Origin of the sequence: Mucilaginibacter sp. JRF, assembly GCF_015223065.1 — a bacterium.
Lineage (GTDB): Bacteria > Bacteroidota > Bacteroidia > Sphingobacteriales > Sphingobacteriaceae > Mucilaginibacter.
Map to the genome: position 1 here is coordinate 463819 of NZ_JADFBY010000002.1, position 18636 is coordinate 482454.

The 18636-nt window shown below is 45.4% G+C and carries 14 protein-coding genes; 11 read left to right on the forward strand and 3 right to left on the reverse strand.

The features are described 5' to 3' along the window. Positions 1 to 44: 44 nt before the first annotated feature. From kdpA to IM792_RS07510, 7 genes are all read left to right on the forward strand, one after another. Positions 45 to 1760, forward strand: coding sequence for a potassium-transporting ATPase subunit KdpA (kdpA, locus tag IM792_RS07480; protein ID WP_194101203.1), 1716 nt, complete (start codon positions 45 to 47; stop codon positions 1758 to 1760). Positions 1761 to 1868: 108 nt separating this feature from the next. Then, positions 1869 to 3902 carry a potassium-transporting ATPase subunit KdpB gene (kdpB, locus tag IM792_RS07485; RefSeq protein WP_194101204.1) on the forward strand — a complete coding sequence of 678 codons (2034 nt, stop codon included), beginning with the start codon at positions 1869 to 1871 and terminating at the stop codon, positions 3900 to 3902. 83 nt (positions 3903 to 3985) lie between these two features. Continuing rightward, positions 3986 to 4543, forward strand: a complete 558-nt coding sequence (locus IM792_RS07490) for a K(+)-transporting ATPase subunit C (protein ID WP_194101205.1) — start codon at positions 3986 to 3988, stop codon at positions 4541 to 4543. An 80-nt stretch (positions 4544 to 4623) separates the two neighbouring features. Then, entirely contained in the window at positions 4624 to 5706 is a 1083-nt protein-coding gene (locus IM792_RS07495; protein ID WP_194101206.1) for a porin, read from the forward strand. A 72-nt stretch (positions 5707 to 5778) separates the two neighbouring features. Then, positions 5779 to 6906 (forward strand): sensor protein KdpD, encoded by a 1128-nt coding sequence (locus tag IM792_RS07500; protein WP_194101207.1) that lies wholly within the window; start codon positions 5779 to 5781, stop codon positions 6904 to 6906. Then, complete coding sequence (locus IM792_RS07505) at positions 6903 to 8666, forward strand: ATP-binding protein (RefSeq protein ID WP_194101208.1); 1764 nt, start codon at positions 6903 to 6905, stop codon at positions 8664 to 8666. Before IM792_RS07500 ends, IM792_RS07505 begins: the two co-directional genes overlap by 4 nt. Before the next feature lie 283 nt (positions 8667 to 8949). After that, on the forward strand, positions 8950 to 9789 hold the full coding sequence (locus tag IM792_RS07510; RefSeq protein WP_194101209.1) for a hypothetical protein: 840 nt from the start codon (positions 8950 to 8952) through the stop codon (positions 9787 to 9789). Positions 9790 to 9940: 151 nt separating this feature from the next. On the opposite strand, the gene IM792_RS07515 is transcribed toward IM792_RS07510, so the two are convergent. Further along, positions 9941 to 10273 (reverse strand): hypothetical protein, encoded by a 333-nt coding sequence (locus IM792_RS07515; protein ID WP_194101210.1) that lies wholly within the window; start codon positions 10271 to 10273, stop codon positions 9941 to 9943. Between the two features lie 219 nt (positions 10274 to 10492). On the opposite strand from IM792_RS07515, the gene IM792_RS07520 reads away from it, so the two are divergent. After that, positions 10493 to 11272, forward strand: a complete 780-nt coding sequence (locus IM792_RS07520) for a Shedu anti-phage system protein SduA domain-containing protein (RefSeq protein WP_194101211.1) — start codon at positions 10493 to 10495, stop codon at positions 11270 to 11272. 52 nt (positions 11273 to 11324) lie between these two features. Here the strand turns inward: IM792_RS07520 and IM792_RS07525 are convergent, their stop codons facing one another. Then, positions 11325 to 12752, reverse strand: a complete 1428-nt coding sequence (locus IM792_RS07525) for a TonB-dependent receptor (RefSeq protein WP_194101212.1) — start codon at positions 12750 to 12752, stop codon at positions 11325 to 11327. 171 nt (positions 12753 to 12923) lie between these two features. Beyond that, entirely contained in the window at positions 12924 to 14303 is a 1380-nt protein-coding gene (locus IM792_RS07530; RefSeq protein WP_194101213.1) for a glycosyl hydrolase family 28 protein, read from the reverse strand. 291 nt (positions 14304 to 14594) lie between these two features. On the opposite strand from IM792_RS07530, the gene IM792_RS07535 reads away from it, so the two are divergent. The 3 genes from IM792_RS07535 (at position 14595) to IM792_RS07545 (ending at position 18522) form a co-directional block, all read left to right on the forward strand. Beyond that, positions 14595 to 15746, forward strand: coding sequence for a glycosyl hydrolase (locus IM792_RS07535; RefSeq protein WP_194101214.1), 1152 nt, complete (start codon positions 14595 to 14597; stop codon positions 15744 to 15746). Positions 15747 to 15988: 242 nt separating this feature from the next. After that, positions 15989 to 17380, forward strand: a complete 1392-nt coding sequence (locus IM792_RS07540; RefSeq protein WP_194101215.1) for an FAD-dependent oxidoreductase — start codon at positions 15989 to 15991, stop codon at positions 17378 to 17380. Then, positions 17377 to 18522 (forward strand): glycosyltransferase, encoded by a 1146-nt coding sequence (locus IM792_RS07545; RefSeq protein WP_194101216.1) that lies wholly within the window; start codon positions 17377 to 17379, stop codon positions 18520 to 18522. Before IM792_RS07540 ends, IM792_RS07545 begins: the two co-directional genes overlap by 4 nt. The last annotated feature ends 114 nt before the right edge of the window (positions 18523 to 18636 follow it).

The following is an 18636-nucleotide window of genomic DNA, read 5'->3' on the forward strand; positions in this document are numbered from 1 at the left end:
GATATACGTGCTGCTGAACCCCGAAAAATTTTAACTGACAAAAAATGAACTCTGAAATTTTAGGCGTAGTCGCCTCTTTTTTGATCACCCTGCTCATAGCCATTCCCCTCGGCAAGTACCTGGCCAAAATGTTCGCGGGTGAGCGTGTGTGGACAGACTTTTTAAAACCCCTGGAAAGCGGCTTGTTCAAGCTCGCGGGCATCAGGCCGGGTGAGCCTATGGACTGGAAACAGTTTTTAAAGGCCATGCTTACCATTAACCTGCTGTGGCTGGTATATGGGTTTTTTGTGCTGATATACCAGGATAAATTACCTTTTAACCCCGACGGCAATCCCGGCATGACCACCGACCTTGCCTTTAATACCATCATCAGCTTTGTGGTGAACTGCGATTTGCAGCATTACTCGGGCGAGAGTGGGTTGACATACCTTACCCAGCAGATCATCGTCATGTTTTTGATGTTTACCAGCGCGGCCACGGGTATTGCGGCGGCGGTTGGTTTGTTCAAGGCATTTCGCGATAAAACTACTACCAACCTGGGTAACTTTTGGGATTTCTTTGTTAAAGTCATCACCCGCTTGCTGTTGCCGCTATCATTTGTAGTGGCTATCATCTTAGCATTTAACGGCGCAACGGCCAGTTATAAGGGTAAGGATCAATTCATCTCTCTACAGGGCGATACCGTAAACGTATCTCGTGGCCCGGCCGCGCAAATGATCGCCATAAAACACCTGGGTACCAATGGCGGTGGCTGGTACGGTGCCAACTCGGCACACCCGCTTGAGAATCCTAACTACATCACCAACATTACCGAGATAGTTTCGCAAATGATAGTGCCTATGGCTATGATCATCGGGTTCGGTTACTTTATCCGCCGTAAAAAGCTGGGCTGGGTAATATTCGCCATGATGATGGTGGGTATGTTTATGCTGCTGATACCAACCATAAGCAGCGAACTTGGCGGCAACCCTGCACTTACCAAATTAGGCATAACGCAAACCACCGGCGCCATGGAGGGCAAGGAAGTGCGCATTGGCCCATTAGCCACCGGTTATTGGAGCACGCTGACCACTATTGTATCAACCGGATCAGTAAATGGTATGCACGATAGCACGATGCCGCTTACGGGCGCATGGCAATTGCTGGGCATGATGATCAACGGCTTTTTTGGTGGTTGCGGTGTGGGTATACTCAACTACTTTATTTACCTCATCATAGCGGTATTTATTTCGGGCTTGATGGTTGGCCGTACACCTGAGTTTTTAGGCCATAAGGTTGAGGCCCGTGAGGTAAAAATAGCCGCGATGATCACCTTGCTAAGTCCGTTCCTGATTATGGCGGGTACTGCCTTGGCTGCATTTGTGTTCAACAATTATGGTGATGCTGACTGGGCCGTTAAGCCTGCCAACTGGCTGAATAACCCGGGCTATCATGGTTTTTCGGAAATGTTGTACGAGATGACCTCGGCCAATGCCAACAACGGTTCGGGCTTTGAGGGATTGGGCGATAACAACATTTTCTGGAACGTGGCTACGGGTTTTGTACTGATACTGGGCAGGTTTCTGCCGATCATTGGGCCGGTAGCTATAGCGGGTATGCTGGCCAAAAAGAAATACATCCCCGAGTCGGCCGGTACGCTTAAAACCGACACATTCACTTTCGGTGTGATGACGCTGGCTGTTATATTGGTGCTTAACGCCCTGTCATACTTCCCGGCGCTGGCACTTGGCCCTATCGCCGAATATTTTTCAATGAAGTAAAGCCCCACCAAACCTCCCCTTAAGGGGAGGCTTAACTGAAACGAACAACAAAAAAATCCACATATAAAATCCGCTCCCAAATTAAGGAGAGGATTTAGAGGAGGCAAAATGAAATCACAATCCAATAAATTATTTGAGCCGGCGTTGGTGCAAACCGCCCTCAAAGAATCATTCATAAAACTTAACCCAAAGGTGATGTTGCGCAACCCGGTAATGTTTACCGTGGAGATAGGCACGCTGATTATGGCTTACATGAGCTTTTACAGCTTTACCCATACCGATCAGGGTTCATTCATCTATAACTTTATCATATTCATCATACTGCTGCTTACCCTGCTGTTTGCAAACTTTGCCGAGGCTATTGCCGAAGCACGTGGCAAGGCACAGGCCGATAGCTTGCGCAAAACACGCGAGGAAACTCCGGCAAAGGTGCTGATGAAGGATGGCTCGATAATTAGCCGTTCATCCAATGAGTTGCGCAAGGGCGACCAATTCATTTGCGAACCCGGCGATACCATCCCTACCGATGGCGAGATAGTTGAAGGTTTGGCTACTATTGATGAATCGGCCATTACGGGCGAATCTGCCCCGGTGATACGCGAGGCTGGTGGCGATAAATCGTCAGTTACCGGCGGTACCAAAGTACTGTCAGACAAAATAAAGGTTGTGGTAACCACCGAGCCGGGCGAGAGCTTTTTGGATAAGATGATCGCTCTGGTTGAGGGTGCATCGCGCCAAAAAACACCTAACGAGATAGCACTTACCATTTTGTTGGCCAGCTTTACGCTGATATTCATCATAGTATGTGTTACGCTGAAACCCTTTGCTGATTACGCTAATACCCCTATTACCATTGCCGCCCTTATCTCCCTGTTTGTTTGTTTGATACCAACCACCATCGGCGGCCTGCTATCGGCCATTGGTATTGCCGGTATGGACAGGGCCTTAAGGGCCAATGTGATCACCAAATCGGGCAAGGCGGTTGAAACAGCGGGAGATATTGATGTGCTGCTGCTGGATAAGACCGGTACCATCACTATAGGTAACCGCAAGGCTACACACTTTTGGCCCGCTATTGATGTATTGCCCGATGATCTGATCAAGGCGGCGGTATTATCATCACTGGCTGATGAAACTCCCGAAGGTAAATCCATTATCGAGCTGGCCGCGCAAAGTAAGGTGAGCATATCGTTAAAAGCGCCGGAGGGTTCAGAGTTCATCAAGTTTACGGCCGAAACACGTTCAAGCGGCATTAATACGCCCGACGGTTTGCAGATACGCAAAGGCGCGTTTGATTCGATGCGCAACCTGGCGCAAAATACCGGCAATCATGTACCTGCCGATGTGGAAGAAAGGGTAAAAACCATATCCTCAAACGGTGGTACACCGCTGGTTGTAGCACAAAACGGAAAGGTGCTGGGTACTATTGAGTTGCAGGACATTATTAAAACAGGTATTGCCGAACGTTTTGAGCGCCTGCGTAAAATGGGTATTAAAACCGTAATGGTAACCGGCGATAATCCGCTAACTGCAAAATTTATTGCCCAAAAAGCCGGTGTAGACGATTTTATTGCCGAGGCCAAGCCCGAGGATAAAATGAACTACATAAAGCACGAGCAGCAGGAAGGCCGCCTGGTAGCCATGATGGGCGACGGTACCAATGATGCCCCCGCGCTTGCCCAGGCCGATGTTGGCGTGGCCATGAACAGCGGTACCCAGGCCGCCAAAGAGGCCGGTAACATGGTCGATCTGGATAATGACCCCACCAAGCTGATCGAGATAGTGGAGATAGGCAAGCAGTTGCTGATAACCCGTGGTACGCTTACCACCTTTAGTATAGCTAATGATGTGGCCAAGTACTTCGCCATTGTTCCGGCGCTGTTTATCGCTTCGATACCGGCATTGCAAAGTATCAACATCATGAGGTTGCATAGTCCGGAGAGCGCGATACTGTCGGCGGTGATATTCAACGCTATTATTATCCCGCTGCTCATACCGCTGGCTTTAAAGGGCGTGGAGTACAAACCGATAGGTGCCAGCGCGCTGCTGCGTCGTAACCTGCTGATATATGGTGTTGGTGGTGTGATAGCGCCTTTTATCGGTATTAAGTTGATAGATCTGGTGATTAGCCTGTTCATCTAAACGCCACCCCTCCAAATCTCCCCGAGGGGGAGGCTTTAAATAAAATACATACAGTTCAAAAAGTTCTTAAATCTCATTTAAAAATGAAAAAATACATCATACAGTCAATACGCTTAACCGTTGTGCTAACTGTATTGCTATGCGTAATATATCCGTTGCTGGTGGCCTTTGTAAGTAAGTTTTCGGCAGGCAAGGGTAACGGCGAAACCATCACCCTGAACGGCAAGGTGGTAGGCTATGCCAATGTTGGGCAAAAGTTTGATCAGCCTCAGTATTTCTGGGGGCGCCCATCGGCGGTAGATTATAATGCGGCCGGTTCGGCAGGGTCAAACAAAGGGCCTACCAATCCCGACTATCTGAAACAGGTAAGCGACCGTGTGGATACGCTATTAAAATATCACCCGTACCTTAAAAAAGGCGATATACCTGCCGATATGGTAACCGCGTCGGGCAGTGGCCTCGATCCGGATATTTCGCCGGCCGGTGCTGCCATACAAGCCAAACGCGTAGCGCAAAACCGCGGCCTTGATGCCGAGCAGGTAAGCCAGTTGGTTAATGAGCATACAGAAAAACACCTGTTTGGCCCGGCAACCGTTAACGTGCTCAAACTCAACATAGCTTTAGATCAGCTTAAAAAATAACGTCACCTATTTGTATAAATACCCTGTTGCAAGGCGGGTAATAACATTCGCCCTGCATTATTCCATTCATCCATATTTACATGAAAAATCTACTAATTGCTGCCGGTATATTAGGCAGCGTTGTAACCGCCCAGGCTCAGGATACTGTTAAAAAAGCCGGTAACTTAACTATTAGCGGTTACGCCGAACTTTATTATGGCTTTGATTTTAATAAACCTGCCGATAATAACCGTCCGGGTTTCGTGTACTCGCACAATCGCCACAACGAGGCCAACCTGAACCTTGGCTTCATCAAGGCGAATTATGACAATGGTAGCATACGCGCAAACCTTGCTTTTATGGCCGGTACTTATGCTAACGCCAACCTGGCTGCCGAGCAGGGCGTACTAAAGAATGTGTTTGAGGCCAACGCCGGTATCAAACTATCAAAAACTGCTAATTTATGGTTAGATGGTGGTATCTTTTCATCGCACATTGGCTTTGAGAGTGCTATATCAAAAGATTGCTGGGTACTTACCCGTAACATCTCGTCAGATAATACGCCTTATTACGAATCGGGCGCTAAACTGACCTATATCACTAATAATGGCAAACTTACATTGGTAGGTTTATACCTTAACGGCTGGCAGCGCATTAACAGGCAAAACGGCAATAGCAAACCCGCCGGTGGTTTACAGGTGTATTACAAACCAACCGACAACATCACCCTTAACTACAGCAACTACCTGGGTACTGAAGGTGCCGACTCGGTTAGGGTTCGCCGCTTTTACCACAACTTTTACGGTATATTCCAGCTAACGAATAAGTTTGGGATTACCGCGGGTTTTGATTACGGTACGCAAAAAGTGGCCAAAGGCAGCAGCGAGAGCAAACACATTATATCGCCGGTTGCTATAGCACGCTACCAGTTTGCTGATAAATGGGCGCTGGCAGGCAGGTTTGAATACTACCAGGATAAGAACGGAATGATCATAGCCACAGGTACAGATAACGGATTTAAAACTAAAGGCTACTCGTTAAATATTGATTATGCACCGGTAGCCAACGCAGTGATACGTATTGAAGGTAAGGTGTATGATAGTAAGGACAAAATATTTGCACGGCAGGATGCCCTGGTAAACTATAACTCATTAATAACAGCAAGCTTTGCAGTAGCATTTTAATAACTGATAAAATACTGCACACCGGTAAGGCAATTTGCTTTACCGGTATTTATTTTTACGACAGTAAACACTATGGCGGTCAATAATGATAATTCGGTAAAAGAGTTCATCGAGCTGGTAAAACGGTCGCGGCGGGGCAAGCTAAAGGTGTATATTGGCATGAGCGCCGGTGTAGGTAAAACCTACCGTATGTTGCAGGAGGCACACGCGTTGTTAAAAAACGGCATCGATATACAAATAGGCTATATTGAAACCCATATGCGTGCCGAAACCCATGCCCTGCTTGATGGTTTGCCGGTTATTGCCCGCCGCACAACATTTTACAAAGGCAAGCAGCTGGATGAAATGGATGTGCAAGCCATCCTGAACCGCCACCCCGAAGTGGTTATTGTAGATGAGCTGGCGCACAGCAACATTGAGGGTAGCAAAAACGGCAAACGCTGGCAGGATGTAATGGATATCCTGGAGGCAGGCATCAGTGTGATAACGGCCGTAAACATTCAGCACCTGGAAAGTTTGAATGAGGAGGCTGAGGACATAACCGGCATCACCATAACCGAACGTATACCCGATAAGGTATTGGAGCTTGCCGATGAGATAGTGAATATTGACCTTACCGCTGATGAACTGATAGAACGACTGCGTGCCGGTAAAATATACGATAAGAGCAAGATTGAGCGTGCGCTGCAAAACTTTTTCAGGAACGATAAGATATTGCAACTGCGGGAGCTGGCACTGAAGGAGGTAGCCCATCACCTGGAACGGAAGATAGATATTGAGGTACCTAAGCAGATTAAGCTGCGGCCCGAGCGCTTTTTGGCCTGCATATCATCAAACCACGAAACGGCAAAAATAGTGATACGCAAAACAGCAAGGCTGGCTTCATATTACCGCTCGCCGTGGATAGTTTTGTATGTGCAAAGCAGCAGTGAAAGTATGGAGCGCATTAAGCTTGATAAACAACGCCACCTCATTAATAACTTTAAACTTGCTACCGAACTGGGTGCCGAACTGATGAAGATAAAAAGCGACCAGATAACGCAAACCATTATGAATGTGGCCGAGGAACGAGAGATAACCACCATTTGCATTGGTAAGCCGCACCTCAGCCTTTTTCAGGTGATATGGCGTACCACCGTGTTTAACCAGCTATTGAACAAGATAGCCATTACTGAAACCGACTTAGTTATACTGTCATGAAAATAAAAACCAAATTACGGCTGGGCTTCGGCTTTTTGTTTGCCGTAGTGATATTTTTTGGAGCGCTATCGCTGTTCTACATCAACGAGATAGCCAAAAGCTCGCAGGTGATACTGAAGGATAACTACGAAACCCTGCGCTACGTGCGCGAAATGCGCCGTATATTGGACGAGCAACCTTTGCCGCTGGATGCCGCTTCGGCCACTAAATTCAGGCAGCAACTCATCCGCGAAAAAAATAACATTACCGAGCGTGACGAACAGGCGGCGGTTGACAGGTTGAGCGCATTATTCAATACCCTTGTTGCACCCAATACCCCTTTAACTGTGCTTACCAGTACGCAAAGGCAGATACGCGCCACCCTGATGGATATTGAGGACGTTAACATGCGGGCCATTGTTCGCAAGCATACCGCGGCACAGGCATCGGTACAAAAAACAACTATTTTGCTGGGCTTCGCGGGTACTATTACCTTTTTGATACTGTTTAGTTTCAGCGTTAATTTCCCGGGTTTTATATCGGGCCCGCTGCGTAAGTTACAGGAGGGTATATCCGAGATCAGCCGTAAAAATTACTCTACCCGGTTAGATTTTAGGCAGGATGATGAGTTTGCCGATGTGGCGCAAGCCTTTAACAACATGGCTACCCGCCTGCGCGATTGGGAGAACAGCAACCTGGCCACCGTACTATCAGAAAAGCGACGAATTGAGGCCATTATTGAGCAGATGCAGAACGCCATTATTGGTGTGAACGAAAAGCAGGAGATACTATTCATCAACACCGCGGCAAAAAAGATATTGAGTTTGCATGATGATCGCCCGGAAGGGAAACTGATCAGCGAGCTGACCAGTCAAAACGATCTGCTGCGATCAATTATTGATGAGCAGGTAAAAGGCAAGCCCTTTAAAATTGTGGTAGATGGCAAGGAAGCGCACTTTCAACTGCAAACCCGCGAGATAAGCGTGCCGAACATGAAACCCGCCAATACCGAGGGCATCAACATAGCCAGTTACCCGGCCGGTAAGGTTTACATACTGGAGAATATTACCGAATTTAAGGAGCGAGATGAGGCCAAAACGAATTTTATCGCCACCGTATCGCACGAACTGAAAACGCCTATCGCATCCATTAAAATGAGCCTGAAGTTATTGGGCGATAAGCGGGTAGGGGAAATGAACCAGGAACAAACGGACCTTGTAAAACATATAATGGACGATAGCGAGCGCTTGTTAAAAATAACCAGCGAATTGCTCGACCTATCAAGCGTTGAAACCGGAAACCTGCAATTGCAGTTTAGCCCGGTAACACCTGATGTAATTGTTAACTATGCTATGGACGCGGTAAAGTTTCAGGCAGAGCAAAAGAATGTTCGCCTTGAACTGATCAGCGCTAAAATGTTGCCATTTGTAATGGCCGACACTGAAAAGACAGCCTGGGTGCTTATCAATTTTCTGTCGAACGCGTTGCGCTACAGTCCGGAGAGATCAAAAATTGTGATACAGGTAACAGAGCACGGTAATGCCGTTGAATTTTCAGTTAAGGATCAGGGTAATGGCATCGATAAAAAATACCAGCAGCGGTTGTTTGACCGCTATTTTCAGGTACCTACCGATGGTACCCGCAGGTCGGGATCGGGGTTGGGCTTAGCTATCTCTAAGGATTTTATTGAAGCCCAAAACGGCCGTATATGGGTAGAGAGTGAAATAGGCGAAGGCAGCAAGTTCAGTTTCTCGTTACCGGTTATGGCTGAAAATAAGTAGGCGTAATAAATTGTAGAATATCCGAAGGTAAAAGTGAAGCTTCTTTTCGCGAATTGAAATTTATATTATTAGGTAATCCTTTTTACAAGCCACGGCCCAACTTCACGCTAAGCCACGCCACAAATTCGAAAGTATTTGCAACAAATTCGAAAGTTTGTTTTGCTTGCATATTGTTTATTTGCTCCCTGCTTTACTGATGGGTATCACCCGTTAGCCTTGCTTATTACCCGCCCCTGTATTAAGCAATTATTGCCTGTAAAACATCAAACCTAAAACATATAAAATGAAACGAGCAACTTATTTACTAAAGGTACTAACTGTATTAACTGCGCTGTTATTGAGCGTTGGTTGTAAAAAGGACAAGACCGTTAAGAACGTCGATCCGGCGGGGGAGTATAGTTTTTCAAATACGGAATATACCGGCATTGCAAACGTAGGCAATCATTACTATCCGCGTCCGCTATCCTTACGGTTCGGGGCTAAGGATAGTGTTACCGCGTGGTCGCACCTAACGCTTACCCAATGGCGTCGTGGCGATGTGCATGGCAAAATTACCAAGGTTGAGGAGGATGCTCAGGGGCAAACCCAGGTTACTATACTGTTTGATCTGCCGGGCGATGAGCAATTCAATTCGCCGCAGGTTTACACTATCTCTGCCGATAAATCAAAGATCACCGGTGGTAGTTCGCCCATCATATCTATGGTTGATATGAAACTTTTCCCCAAGGATGCGCCCAGCGTTGTAGGTACCTGGGAGCAGCCAGAGCACCCCGAATGGTTTCCGGATGTGAACGCTATTATCTTTCTTAATCCAAGTGAAACTATACCAGGGCAAACCTTATATATCCAAAACGGAAATGTAATATATGCCACTGGCGATCAGTCTTTACTCCATAGGGTAAATTACAAGCAGGATGGCTCACGCATAACTTTTTATGGAGCCCACCCTACATTGAGTGAAATTTATAATATCCCGTATTATGGTGTGCTTTCGGCAGACGGCAAAACATTATACGTTGACCCGTATGAATTTACAGCCGCCAGGATCACCACAACATTGAGCACTTTTGAATGGTACGGCCCAAAAGGCAAAACACCCTGGTTAATACGGAAGCAGCCATAGGTTTATTGGATAATATGTTGGATGGCTGCTCGGGCGGGTAATCTTGGTTTCTGCGTCCTGAATAATTTAAAGTGCCCACAAGTGGGACGTTTGCGGGAGTGGAGGAGGCTTCGTCTGATCTACTATTTCTATTAGTAGATCAGTAGTTAAGTCAATTCAGTTTTACGCCAGGATTATTTAATGTAGATAAGTGTACAGATCCTATCAATTCTTCTCCTCGCAGTACTTCATAAGTCACTCCTATTTGCACAATATTGATAACCAAACTAATTGCAGTAAATGCCATATTTACTGCAAATGGTTCATCATATCTGGCTGATTGGGGATCTATGATCTTATAAACATAACTGAAACGCTTATCCCCAATTTTAAGAAATAACCAGTTATTCAGATCGTCTTTCGGGGAACAACTGTCTTCCAAATTAAAACTTCGTGATATTAACATTTCACCTATTGAATGGTATTCTCTATCGTAACTAAGCATATTAATGGACTGTGATGTAAGGTAATAAATCTTAATTAAACATGTGAGCTCTTGTTACCACAAGCGGGACGCTTGCGGGAGCGGAGGATCACCAAAGCATTAAGCACTTTTAATGGTACGGGTCAAAAGGAAAAACGCCTTGATTGATACGGAAGTAATTATAGGTTTATTAGTTGACATTGATAATTAAATACTGATGAATGAACAGTAAATTTGTTAATGATAAATAATGAAATCGAAGATGCCGAATCGAGTAATAAGCCTCAACCAACGGGTTGTATAGATTTATCCGAAAAAGAAAATGAAGGCAAACAAACAGAGGACTCGACCACTAAAAACAAATTTGATGAGAATAATTTGCCTTGGAATATTGATATTGTCAAAGCTGAAATATTAAGTGCATTTGAAAAAAACTCGGAAGTTGACCTGTTGAAAGTTCTTAAAGATAACAGCTTTCTTTTCTACGATTTGTATAGTCGAAAGTATGGTATACAGCCAATTTTTAGGGAATTAAATTTCGGCACTGAATATAAATGCGATTTTGCATGGTTAAATGACAACTCATCAGGGCCGGAATGGGTATTGATAGAAATTGAAGCTCCCAAAATGCCCTTATTCAAAACTAATGGCAAGCCTACGGTTAAATTGTATGATGCCATTGAACAGGTGCAAAGCTGGGAACAGTATTTTGAGGAGAATAAAGGAGAAAAGACGCGTATATTCGGTGCAGTCGCTCAATTTCGATATATATTAGTCACAGGCACAAAAGAAGATTGGGAAAATGAGAATGCCAGTCGTTGGCGAATTCAGAATGGCAAACGTTTGAAGATGGAAATTCGATCAATGGATACATTTATGAAATCAATAAAAATTGCAGAAACTGATCCAGGAGAATTGTGGAGTTTTGCTGAGCATCCGCTAACACTATCTCATAGTAATTTACAAGATTATTGGGCAAACTATGGCTACATGGATCGTTGGAGAAAGGTCATTGATTGAGAGAAAGCACAAATACCGCTCCCGCAAGCGTCCCGCTTGTGGTAATCTAACCTCACCCCGCCACATCAGGGTCATAATCAAACAAACGGCGTTCTTTAATGATGTCGGCTACTTTTTCGGGTACGTATCCTTCCCAGCCGGGGCGATGGTCTTTTATCAGCTTTAATACGTTGTCGGTTTCTACTTGCAGGTTTTTGGCGTTATAGTCGCGTATGTCTTCTATCTTGTCATTGGCCACCAGGTATTCATACAGATCGATGAGTTTAGGTGGCAGGGTAAATTTGGCTACGTTATATATTTCGCCGTTGCGCAGGGTAGGGTATATATATAGCTTAATTTTGCGGCTAAACAGGGTGGAGAATGATTCGAGGATGCCGCCCGGCAGGTTGGTATAATGTTCTTCGGAGAAGATGTACTCCAAATTCGGGTAACCCAAAACTATACCTATTTTTAGTTTGGTAATGCTGGATAGATAGGAGGCCAGCTTATAATACTCATGAAAGTTTGAGATCATCACGTTTTGGCCCATGCTGCATAAAATGTCCACACGGTCTAAAAAGTCCTTCTCGTCAATCAGCCCGGTTTCGTCGGCATCCCTTTCCTTGAGCGATCGTAATGTGAGTTCAGACAATACCACAATATTATCCTTATCAATATCAGGCTCCTGGGTAAATTGCTGTAAGCCGCGTTCAAGCATCTCCAGGTGAACATTGATCAGCGGACGGAATCTGCCCCTCACAACCACAATATGCTTTTTGTAAAGTATCTCTGATGGTTGCTGGTTTTTGCCGTTAGGGCCAAACAGTGCCGCGTCCGAAAAGCCATACTTAACCAGGTAAAGGCTCATCAGGCGGTTATCTATCTTCGCGAAATCAGGCCCTTCAAAATGGATCATGTCTATCTGAATGCGATTAACGCTGAGATCGTGCATCAGCGATAGCAAAAAATCCTGCGGCGAATCGCGGTGATAAAAGCAGGCATACAAAAAGTTTACCCCTAATACGCCTACTGCCTGTTGCTGCAAAATATTATCGTTATCCAGCAGCTTTACGTGTAAAATAACATCGTGCGGCGGACCGTTAGGCTCTGTTTGAAAGCGCACCCCTATCCAACCATGCCCCTCATTGGTTTTATGGTAGTTAAGCGCCGAAAACGTACCTGACAGGGCGAAGAAGGTAGTATTACTACCACGCTGCTCGGCAAGGCGCTCTATAAGTAACTGATACTCATGGTCGAGCATGGCAACAAGGCGCTGGCGACTAACGTACCGCTTGATCTGCTGTGTGCCGTATATCGCGTCAGAAAAGGTCATATCATAAGCCGACATGGTTTTGGCTATGGTACCCGCCGCGCCGCCTGCCTTAAAAAAATGGGCGGCAATATCCTGCCCGGCACCTATCTCGGCAAACGAGCCGTATATCTTAGGGTCGAGGTTAATGGCCAGGGCTTTCTGTTTGGTCGCGATATAATTGACTTTCATAAACTGTTTCTATTGGGTAAAATGCGGCACGTTTTGATAAGGATCTATACGCTGACACAAGTATAACAAATGTTCGTTAAATCAGTGTTATTATGGGCACATACCATGTTAAAAGCCCGTTTCTGATCATGTCAAAAACGGGCTTTTGTGAATATTTTTCTCAATAAAAGGTTATTTGCCGGTTTCTATCTTCCCGCTGTTAGCCGCCTCAACCTCAGTGGTATTATCCTTACTGTACACATTGGTTTTTATGAATGATGAAGCAGTTATATTATCCAGCTTAATGGCAATTTGCGGTTTTTGGCCGGTCGCGAAAAATTTAACGTTTTGTAGTCGCAGGTTTTCTACGTTGGCCGCGCCTAAAGCCCATGGGGCCTGTGTGGTGGCGTTGGTGGTGTAGCTTACCTTAACGTTTTTAAACAGGATGCTTTTGTAACCATAGCCCTTGTCGCTGTGTATCGCTATCGGGTTTTTTATCGAGTCGGCAGTTACGTTCTCAACCGTAATATCATTGGCGTTGTTACCATCGTGCAGCTCAAATATGAATGGGTTGTTCATGTTGTGCATCTTCAGGTTTGAAATGCGTACACCCTCTACATCGCCCTTAACCTTGCCCCAGCCTCCCGGCTGTATGTAAATGCCTGCCAGCATATTGGTACGGTTTTGCGCGCCCGATGTACGGTGCGGATATTTACCCGGCCCAACAAATTTCGAGTTGGTTACATAGAACCCATTTACCGGCATAATAACCCTGATGCCGTTACACGCTGAGTTGATCACACAATCATCTACCTTAAAATTCTCCCAAAAACCACCGGCAATGGCATCGTCGCCGGTTTGCAGTTCGCATTTTTTAAGCAGTACGTTCTTACCACCACGAATGTGTATACCATCCCAGCCTTGCTGTATGTGTACACCTTTAAAAACGGCGTTCTCAATATTATAGGCTAATATGGCGTAGTTGGCAGCTTTTTCTATGGTAATGTTCTCTAAGCTGATGTTGCTGCTATTCGCTATAACAATGGTGTGCGGGCCGCGCATGTTTTCTTCACCTTTAGGGTTAAACACGTGCTCGCCGCTAATGGTTCCCTCGCCGTATATCTTCATGTTATTGGCACCTTCAGCAATAATAAGGGCTTTCATCCACACGGTATCGTAAGCGCTGTTGGAGTTATTGCCCTCGGTGCTTATGGTGCTGTATTTTGAAAGATCTTTTACAGGAATGTACGATTTATAAAGATTAATATTTGATGTTCCCTTTAAAACAGCGCCCTTTTGCAGGTTGATGTTCACGTTGCTTTTAAGGTAGATGGTTGAAGTTACAAACACTCCCTGCGGAACAACCACCGTACCGCCACCCTCATTAAAACATTGGGTAATGGCCTTATTAATTATATCGGTATTCAGGGTCTTGTCATCGCCTTTAGCACCAAGCTGCGCTATGTTATAAGTTTTGTTTTGCGCGAATGTTAGCGCGGGGATAATGAAAAGTAATGATGTGAGAACGATGCCGGGAAAGGCATTTTTGATAGTGCGGCTAATATAATTCATAAATCAATTAATAGGGGGTATGATCAACAATTAACCAAATCTAACAAAAAATGAATAGGGTGTATTGCTAAATCGTTTTTTGTTATTGATGGATATTAGCCATTTAACTATACCGCATATAATTCTCGTAAGCATGGAAATAATGGTATAGGGCTTATAAATCGATATTATACATGTTATCACACATTTTACACAGTATAATTAATTAAATGTGAATAAAAGTGTGAAATAATTGCAACATTTTATTTCTGTCCACGTAAAAGACTGCAACTATTGATTAATTAAACCCTAATGATTAAAAGTTTCGCAAAGAGCCTGACGGTGGCTGTGTATGCTGTCGGCCTTACATTGGTGTCATGTTCAAAACCCAATGATGTTGTTCCGGTTAATGAAACGCCGGTAGCCACAAAGCCATCACAATCTACTCCGGGTGTTACTCCCGACAATTCCGGAAAAGATAATGACACAACTACTACCACAAATCCTGTAACTCCAACTGTACCTCCTGTTACTACCACGCCCATTACTACGTCGCCAACTACACTGTCATTAGGTGTAAATGGTCACCCGTTTGGCGATGCGCCTTATTTGGAAACACCGGCCACCAGGCAGGTTGACATGATAAACCAAATGGGCATGAACTGGTACCGCATTAACGTGCTAACCCAGTCTGACGGTACAATATCAGGTAACCGCCCGGGCTTGTTCGAAGCCCTGCGCGATGCTGCCAAAAGCGGGTCAGTAAATCTGCTGCCAATGCTTTACCTGCGTACCTTTAAATCGGCCGATAGCCCTGAAACGGCTTACGAAAAAGGTAGAACCCTTGGTGCTAACTTCGCCGCTAAATATGGCGAGTACTTTGAATATTATGATCTGGGTAACGATCTGGAGCTTGATCTGTTACTGCCCAATACCGACGGCCGCGATATAGCCGACTATAACCCAACCAAAAGCAAGGCCATTGCCTATTACCTTAAAGGTATGGACGAGGGTATCAAAGCTAACGACCCGGGTGCCAAAACAATGATAGATGCCGGTTGGCTGCACTGGGGTTTCCTGACCATTTGCAGTAACTATGGTGTTCAGTTTGATGCCATTGGTTACCACTGGTACTCGGATATGGAAGGCGCTGCCAAAAAGAGCTATAAAATTGATGACATCACCACAAAAATTACCGGTTTATTCCCAACCAAGGAGCTTTGGTTCACCGAGTTTGGCTATCGTTACAACTCATCAAGCAATGTGAATGAGGATAAACAAAGTGAGTTTATAAACAGCTTTGTAGCCAAATGCCGCAATAACACTAAAGTGAAGGCTGCCATAGCTTACGAATTACTCGACGAGCCTTACAAAAGCTACCAGGAATCAAATTACGGTTTGTATAAGTGGTTAACCCGTTACACATCTTCAGCTAAAAAGCCTGTAGTAAGTATTTTCAGATAATAGTTTATATATAAGTTCACGACGATTTTAATCCTGAGCCGGAATCGCCTTTATGGCGTTCCGGCTTTTTAGTTTTTGGGGCTATATCACACATTCTCAATATATGGGGCAATCAACCGCCCGGTAATGATATTTTTTTGCAAGAAGTTTAACTTGTACTAACAATTATAAGGCTGGATAACGCCCTGATCATCCGGCCTCAATTTTTGCAGACTTAAACTTGTTCAAAAAATATCATCATCATGAAGATAGCCATAATAGGAGCAGGGCCTGCCGGCCTTACCATAGCCCATGAGCTTTCTAAAAACGGTATTAAGGTTGATGTTTACGATCGCGCTAACGAGGTGGGCGGCTTTGCCCGGTCAATATCTTTATGGAATAAAAATGTTGAGATCGGTCCGCATTTCTTCAACGTAACCCGTTTCCCTGATGTGCGAAAGCTGATATTTGAGTGCCTCAACGGGCGTTTCAGGCTGTACGCGCGTAAAACCTATGTACTCACCTTAAACAAGTTGTTTATATACCCGCCTGCTGTTTTTGATGTGCTTAAAAAGCTCAGCCCCGGCCAGTTTTTAAAAGCATCAGCAGCATTTATCAGGCAGATGATAGCACCATCAAAGCCGGATGGTTCGGCAGCACCTATGGCTAAAAATTTACTGGGCGGTTATCTGTATAAACACTTCTTCGCTAATTTTTGCCGTAAAATATGGTCGTTAAATGCAGGTGAATTATCCGAAGTATTTGTGCGCTCACTTATCGGCTTAACCGGCAAAGTGTCGGCCACCACATTGATCATCCGTAAAATAAAACAAAGCTTCGGGGCCACCAAACCGAAGGATGAACATATTTATCCCGATGGCGGCTTTTCAACCCTGTGGGCAGCCATGCAAGGTAAGATAGAAAGCCGGGGCGGTGAGTTCTTTCTATCCACCACCATCACCGAGTTAGAGCGTTCAACCAATTCGGGCGATATACAGGCGGTCGTTTTAAACGATGGCACCCGGCGGGAGTACGATATGTTTGTTGCCACCATACCGGTTTTGCCGTTGCTGAATTACCTTAAAGATGCCTATGGAGAGGCTGTAAAGCCACAGTCGCAGATCAACTTTCGTAATGATGTGCTGGTATACATGCAGGTTACTTATGATGAAGCCCGGCCAGGCCAGTGTTTTTACATTTATGATGATAAGATCAGGATAACGCGGGTAACTAATTTTAACGGGTTTGATGTAGAGGGCGATAAGGCACCATTTGCCGTGATATTGGTTGAGTATTGGTGCGATAAGGATGATGCCATGTGGCAGGCCAATGATGATGAATTGCTGAGCTTCACCACATCCGAACTGCATAAAACCGGACTATTCACCGGGCTAAAGGTGATGGATAAGGTAGTTAAAAAGGTGAACAACGCCTTCCAGATACCTGATCTTGATCTGCCTGCAAATCAGGAGATATTGTTCAGTCAACTATCAGCCTGTAACAACCTGCTGATAGCCGGGCGCAATGCCTCCGTAAGTTTTAGCTATGGTATGGAGAATGCCCTCAACGATGGTATTATACTGGTGAATGATCTGTTGCCCGCCATCAAAGCCCGGCAGTCTGCGCCGATACCTGTTAACCTTATCGCCCAATGAAAACAGCCATAGTACACGATTTAACGCTGGCCACCGGCGGGGCCGATAGTACCCTGCAATCTATCGTGGCGGTTTATCCCTCCACAATTTATACGTTGGTAGCCAATCAGGAGGGTATCAGCAGGTCGCCGTTAAAAGATCAAAAGTTCGTTACCTCGTTCATCCAAAGGCTACCCTGGAGCAAAAAACGATACCGCATGTATTTGCCGTTTTATCCGCTGGCTGTTGAGCAGTTTAATTTGGATCAGTATGATGTAGTGCTATCATCATCATTCATTGTAGCCAAAGGCGCCGTAACCAATACCGACCAGTTGCATATATGTTATCTGCATAACCCCATACGCCCCGCATGGGAGCTTTATCAGCGGTTTTTGAGCCATAGCAACAGCAGGCGCGGTATCAAGGGCGTTTTTACCCGATTGGTTTTCCATTACCTTAAGTTATGGGATGTAATTTCGGCCAACCGGGTCGATCATTTTATAGCCAACTCGCATTACACGGCCGATCGTATCCGCAAGCTATACCGGCGTGAATCCACGGTTATCTACCCGCCAGTTGATGTGGACGATTTTACGTTGGAAGAAACGAAAGACGATTACTATGTTACCGCATCCCGACTGGTTTACCATAAACGTATCGACCTTATTATTGAAGCCTTCAGATCAATGCCCACCAAACGCCTGGTAGTTGTTGGCGATGGCCCAGAACTTGATCGACTTAAAAAAATAGCCCCCGCCAACGTTACCCTAACCGGTCACCAACCCCAGGCCAACCTGATAACCTACATACAAAAGGCCAAAGCTTTCATTTTTGCCGCGCACGAGGATTTTGGCATATCGCCCATTGAGGCCATGGCTTGCGGTACGCCTGTTTTGGCCTATGGCAAAGGCGGTTGTGCCGAAACTGTGCTGAATGGTGAAACCGGTTTGTTGTTTACCGCGCAAACCGCGCAAGCCATTGTTGAGTGTGTAAATGTGTTTGAATCCGGTGAGTTCTTCTTCAATGCGGCACACATCAGCAGCTATGCGGGCACCTTTAGCAGGCAGCGTTTCGAGAGCGAATTGCACACTTTTGTAGAGGCTAAAAAACAGGCTTTTTTTGGCAATAAGCAAACATTGCAACCTCAGCTCAGCTGCCGTTAATACACATCTGTTTTTTCTTTCTCGTTTTGATATACAACCCTTTAGCGTGCCGTTGGCAGGCATGCCGATATGGTATATTTGGTATATGGCACTCGCTTGTGTGCCCAATGCACC